We start from the raw sequence: 15565 nt of genomic DNA on the forward strand, positions 1-15565 counted from the left end.
TTTCAGACGGCGAACAGCAGGAATTCCCGCTCCCACGAACTGATGACGCGCTTGAAGTTTTCATGCTCGGCACGTTTGACCGCGACGTAGCCGGTGATGAACTTGGTGCCCAGGTACTTCTCGATGGTCTTGCTGTTTTCCATGCGCTCAAGCGCATCTTCGATGGTCAACGGCAGGCGCAGGTTGCGACGCTCATAACCGCGGCCGACAACCGGCGCGCTCGGATTAACGCCTTCGACCATGCCGATGTAGCCACACAGCAGGCTGGCGGCAATCGCCAGATACGGGTTGGCGTCGGCGCCCGGCAGACGGTTCTCGACCCGACGGTTTTGCGGACCGGCATCCGGCACCCGCAGACCCACGGTCCGGTTCTCTTCACCCCACTCCACGTTCACCGGTGCCGAGGTGTCAGGCAAGAAACGGCGGAAGGAGTTCACGTTCGGTGCAAACAGCGGCAGCAGCTCTGGAATGAACTTCTGCAAACCACCGATGTGATTGAGGAACAGCGTGCTCATGGTGCCGTCTTCATTAGAGAAGACGTTCTTGCCGGTTTCGATGTCGATGATGCTCTGGTGCAAGTGCATGGCACTGCCGGGCTCGCCGGTCATGGGCTTGGCCATGAAGGTGGCGGCAACGTCGTGCTTGAGCGCGGCTTCACGCATGGTGCGCTTGAACACCAGAATCTGGTCGGCCAGCGACAGCGCGTCGCCATGACGGAAGTTGATTTCCATCTGCGCGGTGCCGTCTTCGTGGATCAGGGTGTCCAGATCCAGCTCTTGCAGTTCGCACCAGTCGTAAACATCTTCGAACAGGGGGTCGAATTCGTTGGCGGCTTCTATAGAGAAGGACTGACGGCCGGTTTCCGGGCGACCCGAGCGACCGACTGGCGGCTGCAATGGATAATCCGGGTCGTCGCTGCGCTTGGTCAGGTAAAACTCCATTTCCGGCGCCACGATGGGCTGCCAGCCGTGGTCGGCATAGAGTTTAAGCACCTTCTTCAGCACGTTGCGCGGCGACAACTCAATCGGGTTGCCTTGCTTGTCGTAGGTGTCGTGAATCACCTGGGCCGTGGGTTCAATCGCCCATGGCACGAGAAATACGGCGTTCTCGTCGGGGCGGCAGACCATATCAATGTCGGCCGGATCGAGGAGTTCGTAATAGATGTCGTCTTCGACGTAGTCGCCCGTTACGGTCTGCAGCAATACGCTCTCGGGCAGGCGCATGCCTTTTTCGGCAATGAACTTGTTGGTCGGCGAGATCTTGCCGCGAGTAATCCCGGTAAGGTCGGCGATCATGCATTCGACTTCTGTGATCTTGTGGTCTTTCAACCAATCGGTGAGCTGGTCGAGGTTGTTACTCATAAATGCCTCTGGGCTGAGTTTCCTGACTTGAATAAGTCAGGCGTTTACTGACGCATCGGCGTCGCGTTGTGTTGCGCGCCGTCTGCAGGCATCTCCAAATGCCTGGAAGATGGCGAGGTAAATCGGGTTAGAGCTTACCTGCCATTCGGGGTGCCACTGAACAGCTAAAGCAAAAGCCTTGCCGCCTTCGACCGAAACCGCCTCCACCAGACCGTCCGGCGCAGTGGCTTCAACCCGCAAGCAGGGGGCCAAGCGATCAATACCCTGGGTGTGGATGGAATTGACCGCGAATTCGGCCGGCACGCCCAGACCGGCTAGCACGCCGCCGGGGTGAACGTGCATGGCGTGGCTGGGTGCGTACTGCACGTCAACCGGGGCGCTCGGGTCTTCGCGGTGCTCGATGAAGCCCTCGACTTCGTGGAGTTTCTGGTGAAGCGAGCCGCCGAGGGCTACATTCAACTCCTGAAACCCGCGGCAAATGCCAAGCACGGGAACGCCAGCGGCGAGCGCGGCACGGATCAGGGGGAGGGTGGTGCGATCACGGTCAGGGTCATGCAGCGTGCCAGGCGCGCTGGACGGGCCGTGATACAAATGAGGTTCGATATTGGAGGGTGACCCGGTAAAGAGCAGGCCATCCAGACCGTCAAGAATATCGATCGGATCAATAAGCTCCGCCAACGACGGAACGATCAGAGGCAAGCCTTTGGCTGCCACCGCAACAGCTCGCACGTACTTGTCACCGGTGATGTGATAAGGATGCAAACCGATCTGCTTGGTGCAGGCGGTGACGCCGATTAACGGCAGGCGTGACATGTAACACCCCGGTATTATTGCTGTTATGGGTTTGAATCGAGCTTAGCCTTGTTCATTTTTTTACACAACACCCCCGTAAAAAATACAACACGGCCCGCTCAAGCCTGCGGGCGGCACGGTTTTTTTTAAGTGAATGGCGCCCTAAAAAGCGTCAAAAATGGCCTTTCGGCGCTTTTTTAGGGCGAAAAACAGGCTGCTTGACTTCGGTATGCCGTTCGGGTTGACTGAAACCCGTAGCGCTCAATGATTGATATTTTTAACAACAAAGGTGTTGCATCATGTCGGTACCCCCGCGTGCCGTTCAGCTGAATGAAGCGAACGCGTTCCTTAAGGAACATCCTGAGGTTCTGTACGTTGACCTTCTAATTGCGGATATGAATGGTGTAGTGCGCGGCAAGCGCATTGAACGCACCAGCCTCCACAAGGTTTACGAGAAAGGCATCAACCTGCCAGCCTCTTTATTTGCTCTGGATATCAATGGCTCAACGGTGGAAAGCACCGGTCTGGGTCTGGACATCGGTGACGCAGACCGAATCTGTTATCCAATCCCTGACACCCTGTGCAATGAACCATGGCAAAAGCGCCCGACTGCGCAACTGCTCATGACCATGCACGAACTTGAAGGTGAACCTTTCTTCGCCGATCCCCGCGAAGTACTGCGTCAAGTCGTGACCAAATTCGACGATCTTGGCCTGACCATCTGCGCCGCGTTCGAGCTGGAGTTCTACCTGATTGACCAGGAGAACGTGAACGGTCGTCCGCAACCTCCTCGCTCGCCAATTTCTGGCAAACGCCCGCATTCGACTCAGGTCTACCTGATCGACGACCTCGACGAATACGTCGACTGCCTCCAGGACATTCTGGAAGGTGCGAAAGAGCAAGGCATCCCGGCTGACGCCATCGTTAAAGAAAGCGCACCGGCTCAGTTCGAGGTGAACCTGCACCACGTCGCCGACCCGATCAAGGCTTGCGACTATGCGGTATTGCTCAAGCGCCTGATTAAAAACATCGCCTACGACCATGAGATGGACACCACATTCATGGCCAAGCCTTATCCGGGCCAGGCGGGTAACGGGTTGCATGTACACATTTCGATTCTGGACAAAGACGGCAAGAACATTTTTGCCAGCGAGGATCCCGAGCAGAACGCCGCATTGCGCCATGCAATCGGCGGTGTGCTGGAGACCCTGCCCGCCCAAATGGCGTTCCTTTGCCCTAACGTCAACTCCTACCGTCGCTTTGGCGCACAGTTCTACGTGCCGAATTCACCGTGCTGGGGCCTGGACAACCGCACGGTCGCGATCCGCGTTCCGACGGGTTCGTCCGACGCTGTGCGTATCGAGCACCGGGTAGCCGGCGCCGATGCCAACCCGTACCTGTTGATGGCGTCTGTTCTGGCCGGTGTTCACCACGGCCTGACCAACAAGATCGAGCCGGGTGCTCCGGTTGAAGGCAACAGCTACGAGCAGAACGAGCAAAGTCTGCCCAACAACTTGCGTGATGCACTGCGCGAGCTGGACGACAGCGAAGTGATGGCCAAGTACATCGATCCCAAATACATCGATATCTTTGTCGCCTGTAAAGAGAGTGAGCTGGAAGAGTTTGAACACTCCATCTCCGACCTCGAATACAACTGGTACTTGCACACCGTGTAAACGGATCGCGCACAAAAAACGCCGCCGGCTCCTGAGCCCGCGGCGTTTTTTTGGTTTTTTCGTTCAATTAATCAGGCTTTTTCTGCCAGCCCACAGGACAAATCCTACATAAAAATACATTCGAAGCTCCCAAGATGATCGACTTGTTGAGCCTCACGTAGGGCGCTCCATTACCTTCACCGGACTGCCTTTTTATGCATCTTGTCTTGAAGCGGTCAGCGATCAAACATCACCGCCTGGCGGCGACCCTTTTGTTAATGGCGTTGATGGTCTATCACTCTGCCTTGGCTGATGAGGAAGCGCCTTGGCGCTATAACGCACCTTCCCGTGCAGAGCACCTGGCCACGCTGGACCCAAAATACGCGTTGTGTAGCGACGGGGAACAGCAGTCGCCCATCAATATTGAGCATGCAGTGCTTGCCGATTTGCCCCCCTTGCAGGTGCGCTATTTCAGAGGTCCGGCCACTGTCAGGCATAACGGTCATACGCTCGAAGTTCGTACAGACCTCAAAGGTGAGCTGAGGTTAGGCAATAAAGTCTACGAATTTGAGCAGTTGCATTTCCATACCCCCAGCGGTGAGCAAATCCAGGGTCAGATTTATCCCCTGTCTGCGCATCTGGTTCATCGCGACAAAAAAGGCACGCTGGCGGTGATTGCCATTCAGTTTAAAAAAGGAAAAGAAAACAGCAGTCTCGCTCAGTTGTTAGGGGTCATGCCTCGACACAAGGGCGATGCCTATGTGTTAGGGCAGTTGAATGTGGAGCGTTTTATGCCTGCTCAGCGTCATTACTACACCTACCGAGCAGGCTTGCCTGTACCGCCCTGCACTGAAAAGGTCCGCTGGCATATCTTGAAAACGCCCGTCGAAGTGTCGGAGGAACAAATTGTGGCCTTCCAATTGATGTTTCCCATTGATCCACGGCCCGTCCAGCCTGTGATCAAGCACACCGTGAGGGTCAGTGGCTAACCGCCCACTCGGCTCGTACAATGCCTGCTGACCCGCAGGAGAGCCCCATGACGCGCCCCGCCCCTTTACGCGCAGCACCTCGCAAAGCCCGCGCCCGTAGTCAGGGCCGGATTGAGGCCATCCTCGCTGCCGCCCGTACATTGCTTGCCAGCGAAGGGGTCGCCAGTCTGTCCATTTATAGCGTGGCAGAGCGGGCGCAAATTCCGCCGTCGTCGGTCTACCATTTTTTTTCCGGCGTGCCGGGGCTGCTCGAAGCCCTCACCAGTGATGTTCATGCCGCCTTCCGTGCCTGCCTGCAAGTGCCCGTCGAGCATGCGCAGGTGCACGGCTGGCGCGATCTGGCCCGTGTGGTGGAACAACGCATGCTGAGGATTTACAACGAGGATGCGGCCGCGCGGCAGCTGATTCTGGCGCAACATGGCCTCACCGAAGTCACTCAGGCCGACCGTCAACACGACCTCGAACTGGGCCAATTGCTACACGCCGTGTTTTCCCGGCATTTCGAACTGCCCGTCATGCCTGATGACGTAGACGTCTTCACGTTGGCGATGGAACTGGGGGATCGCGTCTACGCGCGTTCGATTCAGCTCCACGGCAGCATTACGCCGCGCATGGCCGAAGAGGGCATGCGGGTGTTCGAAGCCTATCTGGCGCTCTATTTGCCGCCGTTTCTGCCCAAGCGCACCGCACCTGTTTCAGCGGATCACTGATCTGCCGCTGGCTTTTTAAACACGTAGAACAGATTCGGTTCGCTGACTACGTACACCGTGCCTTCATCGTCCATCGCGACGCCTTCAGCCTGCGGGACTGATTTCTTCAAGCCATGTCGCCCTTTTTTCAGGGACAACGTGCTGATTGGGCGTCCTTCTACATCCAGTTCGATCAACAGCTTCGACTCGTCCGAAAGCGCCAGCAAATGGCCGCTGCGCTCATCGTATTGCAGGCTCGACAAGTCGCGTACAAAAAGCCGGGAGTCGCGGCGCGGGTTGTTCACCACATGGGTCGCATACGGCTGTTGGGGATTGGACTGAGGAAAGCCGCGCACTTCGTAGATCAGCATGGGATCACGCTCTTTGGCGACAAACAGGCGCTTGCCCACCGAGTCGTACGCCAAGCCTTCAAACCCCTTATTGCCCGACAGATTGATGCCCAAGGTCAATTGTTCGGCGTGCGCTGCGTCCAGCACTTGGGTGCTGTCATCCACATGGACCTTGATCAGGCGCTGCTGACGCTCGTCGGTGATGACATAAGTATCAGGCCCAATGAATTCAACTGCCTCGGCATCACCGAAACCGATCAGCGGGATGCGGCGCAAAATCCTCCCGTCCAGGGACAGCTCCACCAACTCGGCTTGCTTGTTGGTGACGGTAAACAGGCTTTTACGCAGAGGGTCGTAGGTAAGTGCGGATACATCGTCTTCAAGGCCTTCAATTTTCTGGCCCTGCAGCACAGCCTGGTATTCGCCCAAATTGATGCTCTGCGGATCAACCGGCTCCCACAATTGGCGGGCGTTGAACCAGGCCCGCTCAAACAGGCGAACGTGCTGTGCAGCAAAGCCTGCGGCCACAAAGACCACAAGCAGGAGGCTGATAAAAAAAACAGTAGAGCGACGGGTGCGGCGCATGGATTTCGAACTCAAATCAGATCAGGCCGTGTTGATACCACGGCTGTATGAATTAAACCTTAATCTACGTAGCACGCCGCCGCCTTCAAGAATAATCCTACGTGTCTATAGGTTATTTCTTGGTTTTCTCGAAGCGGTAAAACAAATTGGGCTCGCTGACCATGTACAGGGTGCCCTGCTCATCAATGGCGACGCCTTCAGCACGAGGAATTGTCTCTTTCAAGCCGTTGAAGCCTCCGAGCAGCGTCATGAAACTGACTTGCTCCCCCAACTCATCCAGTTCAAGCAACATGTGCGAGTCAGCCGACAACACCAACGTATGGCCGGTGCGTGGATCGACGCTCAAGGCCGACAGGTTGCGCAAGTCCAGTTCATCACTGGGCACTTTTTGCTTCTCCCCGGTGAGCACCTGACTGCCATCACTCTTCCAGATGAACATCGCCGGGGGGCGTTCCTCTCCCAGCAACAATTGCTGGCGGCGCGGGTCCCAGGCGATGGCTTCAAAGGCCTTATTCTGGTCCTTCGAAACCCCAAGGTCGTATTGAGGGAAGTCAGCCCTGTTCAAGCGTTGGGTGTTGGCGTCGATTTTCACAACGCTCAGGATGTGATTACGTTCATCCACGATCGCCAACAGCCCGTTTTCCATGACGGTCAGCCCTTCAGGGTTGCTCCACCCGTCCAGGGGGATTTTGCGCAATACGTCGCCTTCGAGGGTTAACTCGACCAGAAACGGGTTTTTGCCCATGACCGAAAACAACGTCTTGGTCAGTGGCGAATAGGCCAGGTCAGAGGCCTCATCTTTCTCCATGCCGGGCAGGGCTTTGGCATCAATGACGGCCGTGTAATCAGGGAGCCAGACGCTTTCGCTCTGCTCCTTCTTGCTCTCGAACCGTTCCAACACCCATAACGCGCCCCGATCATCCCAGTGCATGGCTATCATCAGGCCGTAAAGCAAGACAGCCAGTAGTAAAAGCCAGTAATACCAGCGCAGGCCAAAGCGCGAAGGTCGGCGAGCAGGGTGAGTTAGCAGAGGATCGGTGGGCATGGGTGTGCTCTTCCAGAATTTTTTGCTACGTCTAAATAACACAAACAGGTTTCAGTGACGGACTTCTCCCGGAAGCATTATCCGGATGGCATGTGAAATTATTGGCAAAAGTACGGACAGCGGGGCGGCCAGCTTAGAGGAACGCCGGGAAAATCTCAGTAATGGCGTATGGCTATGGGCGCGAACGGCTGATGGTCTGCGGCCAGGCGTAACCCCTTAAAGCCGGTGTAGGAACCATCTATAAATTCGCGCGATAACTAAAATTCATGGGGCGTACACTTCATGTGCCTTGCACTTGGGTACATCAAATAACGTGTGCAGCGCCTTAACTTGTACACAGGCACATTACATATGTGTGCCTTTTAAACTTACAAAGATGCAAAAGTTGCTGATCGAAGCATCCTGAAAGTAGGAAGTTTCCGAATAGTTCGAAGACATTTGTATTCGTTTACTTCAAACTTGACACCTGCCTTCTTACCCTCTTATCTAATAAAACGATTTCCATCGCTAGCACTTTATATCGGCCGCACCGAATGCAGGGGTGATCGAGCGGATGGCAGTCGCACGTATTCCGGGTACATGACATCCGCTGCCGGTCTGGAGCCAGGCTTCATTTGCGCTGGCGTACGCGGTTATGTTCTTAATAAATAATTATGGAGTTTTTATATGCCATTCACTTCGTACACGCAAAAGCTCGCGGCGCCTACCCTTTACCAAACTAATAAAAACACTATTTGTGCGTTGGCCGCCGAGCAGCTGTTCATAACAATCATGCCCTATACAAATATGGAGGAGGGCGACCTGATCGAGTTGTTCTGGGACGGTTGCTATGTAACTTCTCGACAAGTTGGAAAGTTGGATGTGGGGCAGCCCTGCCAGCTTAGGGTGCCGGAAAGTTTCATACAAAATGGTACTGCCCGACTTTATTATCGGGTGATGCATGTAGGCAGCAGCCCTGCACTGTCCGCTCAACTCAAAGTCCTGGTAAAACTGGACTCCCCAGGCGGCAAGGCCATCGGTGAAGAAAACCAGGGATTGGCGCCCGTGATCATTCCTGATCCGATCCAGCGCTATGGGGTCAACCCGAGCCAAATGAAGCGTGGGGTGCCGCTGACCATTGAGCCTTATCCCAACATGGCAGTCGAAGATGCCATCACGCTGATGTGGGGCGACATTCGCATGGATGTGCCCAAATTGCGTGTGATCGATATCGGTAAACCCGTGAATGTATTCGTCCCGCCCGAGATCATTCAGGAAGCCGGGGAAGACCTGAAGCTGGAAATCACCTATTGCGTGATCGATCGCGTCGGCAACAACTCGCGCTGGGCGCCTCCTCGCAGCATCAGGGTCGGGGCCAACAAACGTTACGTTAACCCTGCGCCCCGCGAGCTGCTACGCGCGGCTGAACCCAGGCCCAACTGGCGTGAGTAGCCCGAGCCATCGCTGTGAGAAGTATGTAAACAGGCTGTGAGAAACGTCTATCTATATTCCTAAAAGTTAGTTCTTAAAATTTTTATACTCGATTAGGGTATATAGACCGGACCACCGGACTCTCAAGTGATTATCCGCGCCGTTGAATGGCGCTCCCATGAGATGCGAGGTAGGTATGGTCAGTAACACAATCACCCTTGTGCGTAACGCCAGGGCATTGGGTGCAGCCAAGGAGCGGTACTGATGTCTAATTTGGCTAATGCACATTTGCACAGCGACCAGGACGTCGCGCCTTTGTTGTTACCTGCGCGCATTCTGCGCACGGATAACGAAGCCCTTGAAGCTGCGCACGCCCTGGCTGCTGTGGCCCGCGAACACGCTGCCAAGCGAGATCAGCAACGCAAGCTGCCGTGGTCCCTGATCGAGGCGTTCACCCAGAGTGGCTTGGGCAGTCTTTCAATCCCCCGCGAGTTTGGCGGCCCTCAGGTGTCTTATGTCACCTTGGCTGAAGTCTTTGCGATCATCTCGGCGGCCGACCCGGCGCTGGGGCAGATCCCGCAAAATCAGGTCGGCATCCTGAATCTGATTCTGAATACGGCGACTCAGGCTCAAAAAGAGCAACTGTTTGGCAGCGTGCTGCAAGGGTGGCGCATTGGAAATGCCGGCCCTGAGCGCGGCAGTAAAAATACCCTCGACCTTAAAGCGCGCATCACTGCTGATGGCGATGCATTCGTCATCAACGGTCAGAAGTTTTACTCAACCGGCGCGTTATTTGCCCACTGGATTGCCGTCAAAGCGCTGAATGAAGCAGGCAAACAGGTCATCGCCTTTGTGCGGCGCGCAACGCCGGGTTTGCGTGTGGTAGACGACTGGTCAGGTTTTGGTCAGCGCACGACTGCCAGCGGCACCGTGCTGCTCAACAATGTGCGGGTTGACGCTGACCTGGTGGTCGACAACTGGCGACTCAACGAAAGCCCGAATATTCAAGGCGCGGTGTCGCAGCTGATTCAGGCGGCCATTGATTTGGGCATCGCCCGCGAAGCCATTGCCGACACCGTCCGCTTCGTGCGTGAACGCTCTCGCCCGTGGATTGACGCCAAGGTTGAGCGCAACAGTGATGACCCGTATGTGATCGCAGACATCGGCAAACTCAGCATCGAGTTGCATGCCGCAGAAGCGCTGCTGCGCAAGGCCGGACGTGTGCTCGATGAGGTGAGTGCCAGCCCTGTCGACGCTCAGGCCGCCGCTCGCGCCTCGATTGCCGTGGCCGAAGCCAAAGTGTTGAGCACCGAACTGTCGTTATCGGCCAGCGAAAAACTCTTCGAGCTGTCCGGCAGCCGCGCCACCCTCGCCGAATTCAACCTTGATCGGCACTGGCGTAACGCCCGCGTACACACCTTGCATGACCCGGTGCGCTGGAAATACCACGCCATTGGTGCGTATCGCCTGAACGGCACCTTGCCCGCCCGACATTCCTGGATCTGACTCTGGAGAGAACCATGTCACTGACATCCCAACAGGTCCCGGTGCTGCGCAGCGACGCCGAGGCCCTGAGCGTAGCGCGTGAGCTGGCGGCCGTTTTAAAGCGCGACAGCGCCCTGCGCGACCGCGAACGGCGCTTGCCCCACGACGAACTCGAACTGTTTTCCCGCACCGGCCTGTGGGGCATTTGCGTGCCCAAGGGCTTTGGTGGCGCGGGTGTTTCAAACACCACGCTGGCCAACGTCATTGCCGTGATTGCGGCGGCGGACAGCTCGCTGGGGCAAATCCCGCAAAACCATTTCTATGCCCTCGAAGTGCTGAGGGTGAATGGCAGCCCGCAACAAAAACAGCGTTTGTATGAAGAAGTCCTGGCGGGTCAACGTTTCGGTAATGCGCTGGCAGAGCTGGGTACCAAAAACGCTCATGAGCGTACGACTCATCTTGCAAAGGCTGAGCATGGTTTCCGTATTACCGGCCGCAAGTTTTACGCCACGGGCGCGCTGTATGCGCAACGCATTCCCACCTCGGTGGTCGACGATGATGGCATTCAGCATCTGGCTTTCGTGCCGCGTGGCAGCGATGGGCTGACCGTCATTGATGACTGGAGTGGCTTCGGCCAGCGCACCACGGGCAGTGGTTCGGTGGTGTTCGACAACGTATTCGTAGCCGCTGAAGACGTGATCCCGTTCCAAAGCGCTTTCGAGCGCCCGACCACCGTGGGCCCGCTGGCGCAGATCCTTCATGCGGCCATCGACACCGGCATTGCCCGGGCGGCTTATGAAGACGCGTTGCACTTTGTGCGCACCAAAACCCGTCCCTGGATCGACGCCACCACCGACATCGCCAGTGAAGACCCGTTGACCCTCAAAAGTTTTGGCCACCTGAGCGTGCGCCTGAGTGCGACCGAAGCCCTGCTGGAACGGGCCGGGGAGTTTCTTGATCGTGCCCAGGCCAACCCGACTGCCGAGACAGTGGCCGCTGCCTCCATTGCCGTCGCCGAAGCGCGCGCCTTGAGCACCGAGATTTCCCTGGCCGCTGGCAGCACCTTGTTTGAACTGGCGGGCAGCCAGGCAACCCTGGCCGAGCACGGGCTGGACCGCCACTGGCGCAATGCCCGGGTACACACCCTGCATGACCCGGTGCGCTGGAAGTACCACGCCGTGGGCAATTACTACCTCAATGATGAAAACCCGCCACTGCGGGGGACGATCTGATGGCCAAGAAAAAGATCCTGCTCAATGCCTTCAACATGAATTGCATTGGCCACATCAACCACGGGTTGTGGACACATCCGCGCGACAACTCCACGGCGTTCAATACCCTTGAGTACTGGACTGAACTGGCGCAGTTACTGGAGCGCGGGCTGTTTGACGGCCTGTTTATCGCAGACATTGTCGGCGTGTACGACGTGTATCAGCAGTCAGTGGATGTCCCGCTCAAAGAGTCGATTCAATTGCCGGTCAATGACCCTTTGTTGTTGGTGTCGGCGATGGCAGCGGTCACCCGCCACCTCGGTTTTGGCCTCACGGCGAACCTGACCTACGAAGCGCCGTATCTGTTCGCACGTCGCATGTCGACGTTGGATCACCTCAGTCGTGGCCGAGTGGGCTGGAACATCGTGACCGGCTACCTCGACAGCGCTGCCAAGGCCATGGGGTTGAAGGAACAAGTCGAGCATGACCGCCGTTATGACCAGGCCGATGAATACCTGGAGGTGCTCTACAAACTGTGGGAGGGCAGTTGGGAAGAGGGCGCGGTGATTAACGACCCGGCGCAGCGCATCTATGCCCGGCCGGAGAAGGTGCACAAGGTGAAGCACCAGGGCGAGTTCTATCAGGTGGAGGGTTATCACCTGTGCGAACCCTCGCCCCAGCGCACGCCCGTGCTGTTTCAGGCAGGCAGTTCCGAACGCGGGCTGGCCTTCGCCGGGCGCCATGCCGAATGCGTGTTCATCAGCGGTCAGACCAAGTCGGCAACCCGCCAGCAGGTCGACAAGGTGCGCGCCAGCGCCGAGGCCGCCGGGCGCAACCCGGATGACATCAAAGTGTTCATGGGCCTCAACGTGATCGTCGCGCCGACCGAGCAACAGGCCCACGCCAAGCGCGAGGAATACCTCAGCTATGCCAGCGCCGAAGCGGGTGTGGCGCATTTCTCCAGCTCCACGGGCATCGACTTCTCGGACTACGAACTGGACGAACCGATCCAGTACGTGAAGAGCAACGCCATTCAGTCCGCCACCCAGGTGCTGCAAAACAACGATTGGACGCGCCGCAAACTGCTGGAACAGCACGCGTTGGGGGGGCGGTACATGACGGTGGTGGGGTCGCCCGAGCAGGTTGCCGATGAGCTGGAAGCGTGGATTGCAGAAACCGGGCTGGACGGTTTCAACCTGACCCGCATCGTCACCCCGGAAAGCTACCAGGACTTCATCGAGCTGGTGATACCCGAGTTGCAACGCCGGGGCTCGTACAAAACGGCCTATGACCCCGGCAGCCTGCGTCAAAAACTGTTTACCGAAAGCGATGCGCACCTGCCCCAGCGGCATACCGGTGCGAGTTACCGCCACAGCGCCTGAAGCGGCGCTCTTGAATGTCCCCTTTGACTGGAACATGCCCATGAACAAAAAACACATCACCCACCCAGTCAACGCACTGGTGTTAGCCCTCGGCCTGATCAGCGGATTCGCCCATGCAGCCGACAACCCCCTCAAGGTTGGCACGACTGCCGCCTTTGCCATCCCGCTGGAAACAGCCGTCGCAGAAGCTGAAAAACAGGGCCTGAAAGTGGAACTGGTGGAGTTCACGGACTGGATCGCGCCCAACACCACACTGGCGGCGGGCGATATCGACGTTAACTATTTCCAGCACATTCCGTTTCTGGAGAATGCCAACGCGGCTTCCGGCAGCGATCTGGTGCCGTTCAGACCGGGGATCATCAACAACATCGGCTTGTACTCCAAAACGTACAAAAGCCTGGAAGCGCTGCCGACCGGGGCCACGGTGGCGATCGCCAATGACCCGATCAACAGCGGTCGCGGCCTGCAATTACTGGCTAAAGCGGGACTGATTACGCTCAAGCCGGGCGTCGGTTACAAAGCTACCGAAGACGACATCACCGCCAACCCGAAAAACATCAACATTCTGCAAGTCGAAGCCGTGCAATTGGTCCGCGCCTACGATGATGCCGATCTGGTGCAGGGTTATCCGGCCTACATCCGTCTGGCCAAAACCTTCGATGCCGGTTCCGCCCTGCTGTTTGACGGCCTCGATCACCCGGAATACGTGATTCAGTTCGTCATCAAGCCGCAGAACAAGGACGATCCGCGCATCGCCAAATTTGTGGACATCTACCAGCACTCGCCGGTGGTCAAAGCGTCGCTGGATAAAACCTACGGCACCTTGTACCAGCCGGGCTGGGGAGGCTGACATGAGCGTGGCCATTGCTCGCGCGCGGCTCGACACCCAGTCGCCCGGTGCGACCCGGACCGAACTGCACCCTGAACTCAGTCGCGCCCATGTGCGCTTTATCGGCGTGGGTAAAACCTATGACGGGCGCCAGGGCCCGGTGGATGCGCTGTCGGGCATCGACCTGGCGATTCAACGCGGGGAGATCTTCGGCATCATTGGCCGCAGCGGGGCGGGCAAATCGTCGTTGATTCGCACCATCAATCGTCTGGAACAACCCACCCGCGGCCGTGTGCTGATTGATCAGGTCGACATTGGCGGGTTTGATGAAAACACGCTGGTAACGCTGCGCCGGCAGATCGGCATGATTTTTCAGCACTTCAACCTGATGTCCGCCAAAACTGTGTGGCAAAACGTGGAGTTGCCGTTGAAGGTGGCGGGCGTGCCGAAATTGCAGCGCGAACAAAAAGTCCGTGAGTTGCTGGAACTGGTGGGCTTGCAAGGCAAGCACACGGCCTACCCGGCGCAGCTGTCAGGCGGGCAGAAACAGCGCGTGGGCATTGCTCGCGCACTGGTGCATAACCCTGCCATTTTGTTGTGCGACGAAGCCACGTCGGCACTCGACCCTGAAACCACGCACTCGATCCTCGGTTTGTTGCGTGAGATCAACCAGCGATTGGGGCTGACCATCGTGCTCATTACCCATGAAATGGCTGTCATTCGTGACATCTGCCATCGCGTGGTGGTCCTGGAGCAGGGGCGCATTGTCGAGCAGGGCCCGGTCTGGCAGGTGTTTGGCAACCCACAGCACGAGGTCAGTAAAACCTTGCTTGCGCCGTTGCAGGATGCGTTGCCCGAAAGCGTGCAGGCGCGCATCAGCGCGCAACCGGAGTCGGCGCAATCGAGTGTGATCCTGCGCTTGCGCTTGACTGGCCAGCAGGCGCAGGAGCCTGACCTTGGCGCCCTGTTTGCCGCACTCGGTGGCCAGGTGCGCTTGCTGCAGGGCGGGGTTGAACAGATTCAGGGCCATGCCTTGGGGCAACTGCTGCTCAGCGTCAGCGGCATGTCAGTGGGCGCGGAAGAACTGCGCAAGCGCGCCCAACACTGGGCACAACACGTCGAGGTGGTCGGTTATGGCATTTGATCGTTTGTGGCAGGGGATGATCGACACCTTCCTGATGGTCGGCGTGTCGTCGTTGATCGCGCTGGTGCTGGGGATTCCGCTGGCGGTCATTTTGGTGACCAGTGACAAGGGCGGCATTTATCAGGCGCCCGCGCTGAACAAGGCACTGGGCGCGTTCGTGAACCTGTTTCGTTCCATCCCGTTCCTGATTCTGATGGTGGCACTGATTCCGTTCACCCGGCTGATTGTCGGTACAACTTACGGCGTGTGGGCGGCAGTCGTGCCATTGACCATCGCCGCAACCCCGTTTTTTGCGCGCATTGCAGAGGTCAGTTTGCGTGAAGTGGACCACGGCCTGATCGAAGCGGCACAAGCCATGGGCTGCAAACGCCATCACATCATCTGGCACGTCCTGCTGCCTGAAGCATTACCCGGCATCGTGGGTGGATTCACCATCACGCTGGTGACCATGATCAACTCCTCCGCCATGGCAGGTGCCATCGGCGCGGGCGGTCTGGGGGATATTGCCTATCGGTATGGCTACCAGCGATTTGACACCCAAGTGATGCTCACTGTGATTGTGTTGCTGGTGGTGCTGGTCGCGGTGATTCAGCAGGGAGGGGATCGCCTGGCGAGGGGGCTGAACAAGCGGTAACTCA

General features: G+C 57.5%; 14 protein-coding genes. 10 read left to right on the forward strand and 4 right to left on the reverse strand.

Features of this window, described 5'->3' with window-relative positions; translation table 11 throughout:
* Positions 1-2: 2 nt before the first annotated feature.
* Positions 3-1361: a glutamine synthetase family protein gene (locus V6F78_RS08045; RefSeq protein WP_047296205.1), complete on the reverse strand. Its 1359-nt coding sequence runs from the start codon at positions 1359-1361 to the stop codon at positions 3-5.
* A 36-nt stretch (positions 1362-1397) separates the two neighbouring features.
* Positions 1398-2174, reverse strand: a complete 777-nt coding sequence (locus tag V6F78_RS08050) for a gamma-glutamyl-gamma-aminobutyrate hydrolase family protein (protein ID WP_047279513.1) — start codon at positions 2172-2174, stop codon at positions 1398-1400.
* Between the two features lie 278 nt (positions 2175-2452).
* On the opposite strand from V6F78_RS08050, the gene V6F78_RS08055 reads away from it, so the two are divergent.
* The 3 genes from V6F78_RS08055 to V6F78_RS08065 all read left to right on the forward strand — a co-directional run bounded on the left by V6F78_RS08055 (position 2453) and on the right by V6F78_RS08065 (position 5507).
* A complete protein-coding gene (locus V6F78_RS08055) occupies positions 2453-3829 on the forward strand; it encodes a glutamine synthetase family protein (RefSeq protein WP_020295897.1) in 1377 nt (458 codons plus the stop codon).
* Positions 3830-4095: 266 nt separating this feature from the next.
* Positions 4096-4797 (forward strand): carbonic anhydrase, encoded by a 702-nt coding sequence (locus V6F78_RS08060; protein WP_332727051.1) that lies wholly within the window; start codon positions 4096-4098, stop codon positions 4795-4797.
* A 47-nt stretch (positions 4798-4844) separates the two neighbouring features.
* On the forward strand, positions 4845-5507 hold the full coding sequence (locus V6F78_RS08065; RefSeq protein ID WP_070412785.1) for a TetR/AcrR family transcriptional regulator: 663 nt from the start codon (positions 4845-4847) through the stop codon (positions 5505-5507).
* Here the strand turns inward: V6F78_RS08065 and V6F78_RS08070 are convergent.
* Both V6F78_RS08070 and V6F78_RS08075 read right to left on the reverse strand, forming a co-directional pair.
* Positions 5501-6421, reverse strand: a complete 921-nt coding sequence (locus V6F78_RS08070; RefSeq protein WP_047279511.1) for an SdiA-regulated domain-containing protein — start codon at positions 6419-6421, stop codon at positions 5501-5503. The two genes, V6F78_RS08065 and V6F78_RS08070, sit on opposite strands and share 7 nt — an antisense overlap.
* Positions 6422-6533: 112 nt before the next feature.
* Positions 6534-7466, reverse strand: coding sequence for an SdiA-regulated domain-containing protein (locus tag V6F78_RS08075; RefSeq protein WP_070412783.1), 933 nt, complete (start codon positions 7464-7466; stop codon positions 6534-6536).
* Between the two features lie 666 nt (positions 7467-8132).
* On the opposite strand from V6F78_RS08075, the gene V6F78_RS08080 reads away from it, so the two are divergent.
* From V6F78_RS08080 to V6F78_RS08110, 7 genes are all read left to right on the forward strand, one after another.
* Positions 8133-8897, forward strand: coding sequence for a hypothetical protein (locus V6F78_RS08080; RefSeq protein ID WP_047296200.1), 765 nt, complete (start codon positions 8133-8135; stop codon positions 8895-8897).
* 243 nt (positions 8898-9140) lie between these two features.
* Positions 9141-10382 carry an SfnB family sulfur acquisition oxidoreductase gene (locus tag V6F78_RS08085; protein ID WP_169838851.1) on the forward strand — a complete coding sequence of 414 codons (1242 nt, stop codon included), beginning with the start codon at positions 9141-9143 and terminating at the stop codon, positions 10380-10382.
* A gap of 14 nt (positions 10383-10396) precedes the next feature.
* The gene (locus V6F78_RS08090) at positions 10397-11593 is read left to right on the forward strand and encodes an SfnB family sulfur acquisition oxidoreductase (RefSeq protein WP_332726941.1); all 1197 of its coding nucleotides are present in this window, start codon (positions 10397-10399) and stop codon (positions 11591-11593) included.
* On the forward strand, positions 11593-12954 hold the full coding sequence (locus V6F78_RS08095) for an LLM class flavin-dependent oxidoreductase (protein WP_332726942.1): 1362 nt from the start codon (positions 11593-11595) through the stop codon (positions 12952-12954). The genes V6F78_RS08090 and V6F78_RS08095 overlap by 1 nt, the downstream gene beginning before the upstream one ends.
* A 40-nt stretch (positions 12955-12994) precedes the next feature.
* A complete protein-coding gene (locus tag V6F78_RS08100; protein WP_332726943.1) occupies positions 12995-13804 on the forward strand; it encodes a MetQ/NlpA family ABC transporter substrate-binding protein in 810 nt (269 codons plus the stop codon).
* Between the two features lies 1 nt (position 13805).
* Positions 13806-14927, forward strand: coding sequence for a methionine ABC transporter ATP-binding protein (locus V6F78_RS08105; RefSeq protein ID WP_332726944.1), 1122 nt, complete (start codon positions 13806-13808; stop codon positions 14925-14927).
* Positions 14917-15561 (forward strand): methionine ABC transporter permease, encoded by a 645-nt coding sequence (locus tag V6F78_RS08110; RefSeq protein ID WP_047296189.1) that lies wholly within the window; start codon positions 14917-14919, stop codon positions 15559-15561. Before V6F78_RS08105 ends, V6F78_RS08110 begins: the two co-directional genes overlap by 11 nt.
* Positions 15562-15565: the final 4 nt, after the last annotated feature.

Origin of the sequence: Pseudomonas sp. ESBL9 (genome assembly GCF_036668715.1) — a bacterium.
GTDB classification, from domain to species: Bacteria; Pseudomonadota; Gammaproteobacteria; order Pseudomonadales; family Pseudomonadaceae; genus Aquipseudomonas; species Aquipseudomonas lundensis.

Coding starts and splice junctions, on each gene's coding strand:
- V6F78_RS08085 (WP_169838851.1), top strand. CDS start 9,141: ATGTCTAATTTGGCTAATGCACATTTGCACAGCGACCAGGACGTCGCG.
- V6F78_RS08060 (WP_332727051.1), top strand. CDS start 4,096: ATGGTCTATCACTCTGCCTTGGCTGATGAGGAAGCGCCTTGGCGCTAT.
- V6F78_RS08105 (WP_332726944.1), top strand. CDS start 13,806: ATGAGCGTGGCCATTGCTCGCGCGCGGCTCGACACCCAGTCGCCCGGT.
- V6F78_RS08075 (WP_070412783.1), bottom strand. CDS start 7,466: ATGCCCACCGATCCTCTGCTAACTCACCCTGCTCGCCGACCTTCGCGC.
- V6F78_RS08070 (WP_047279511.1), bottom strand. CDS start 6,421: ATGCGCCGCACCCGTCGCTCTACTGTTTTTTTTATCAGCCTCCTGCTT.
- V6F78_RS08080 (WP_047296200.1), top strand. CDS start 8,133: ATGCCATTCACTTCGTACACGCAAAAGCTCGCGGCGCCTACCCTTTAC.
- V6F78_RS08090 (WP_332726941.1), top strand. CDS start 10,397: ATGTCACTGACATCCCAACAGGTCCCGGTGCTGCGCAGCGACGCCGAG.
- V6F78_RS08050 (WP_047279513.1), bottom strand. CDS start 2,174: ATGTCACGCCTGCCGTTAATCGGCGTCACCGCCTGCACCAAGCAGATC.
- V6F78_RS08095 (WP_332726942.1), top strand. CDS start 11,593: ATGGCCAAGAAAAAGATCCTGCTCAATGCCTTCAACATGAATTGCATT.
- V6F78_RS08055 (WP_020295897.1), top strand. CDS start 2,453: ATGTCGGTACCCCCGCGTGCCGTTCAGCTGAATGAAGCGAACGCGTTC.
- V6F78_RS08045 (WP_047296205.1), bottom strand. CDS start 1,361: ATGAGTAACAACCTCGACCAGCTCACCGATTGGTTGAAAGACCACAAG.
- V6F78_RS08065 (WP_070412785.1), top strand. CDS start 4,845: ATGACGCGCCCCGCCCCTTTACGCGCAGCACCTCGCAAAGCCCGCGCC.
- V6F78_RS08110 (WP_047296189.1), top strand. CDS start 14,917: ATGGCATTTGATCGTTTGTGGCAGGGGATGATCGACACCTTCCTGATG.
- V6F78_RS08100 (WP_332726943.1), top strand. CDS start 12,995: ATGAACAAAAAACACATCACCCACCCAGTCAACGCACTGGTGTTAGCC.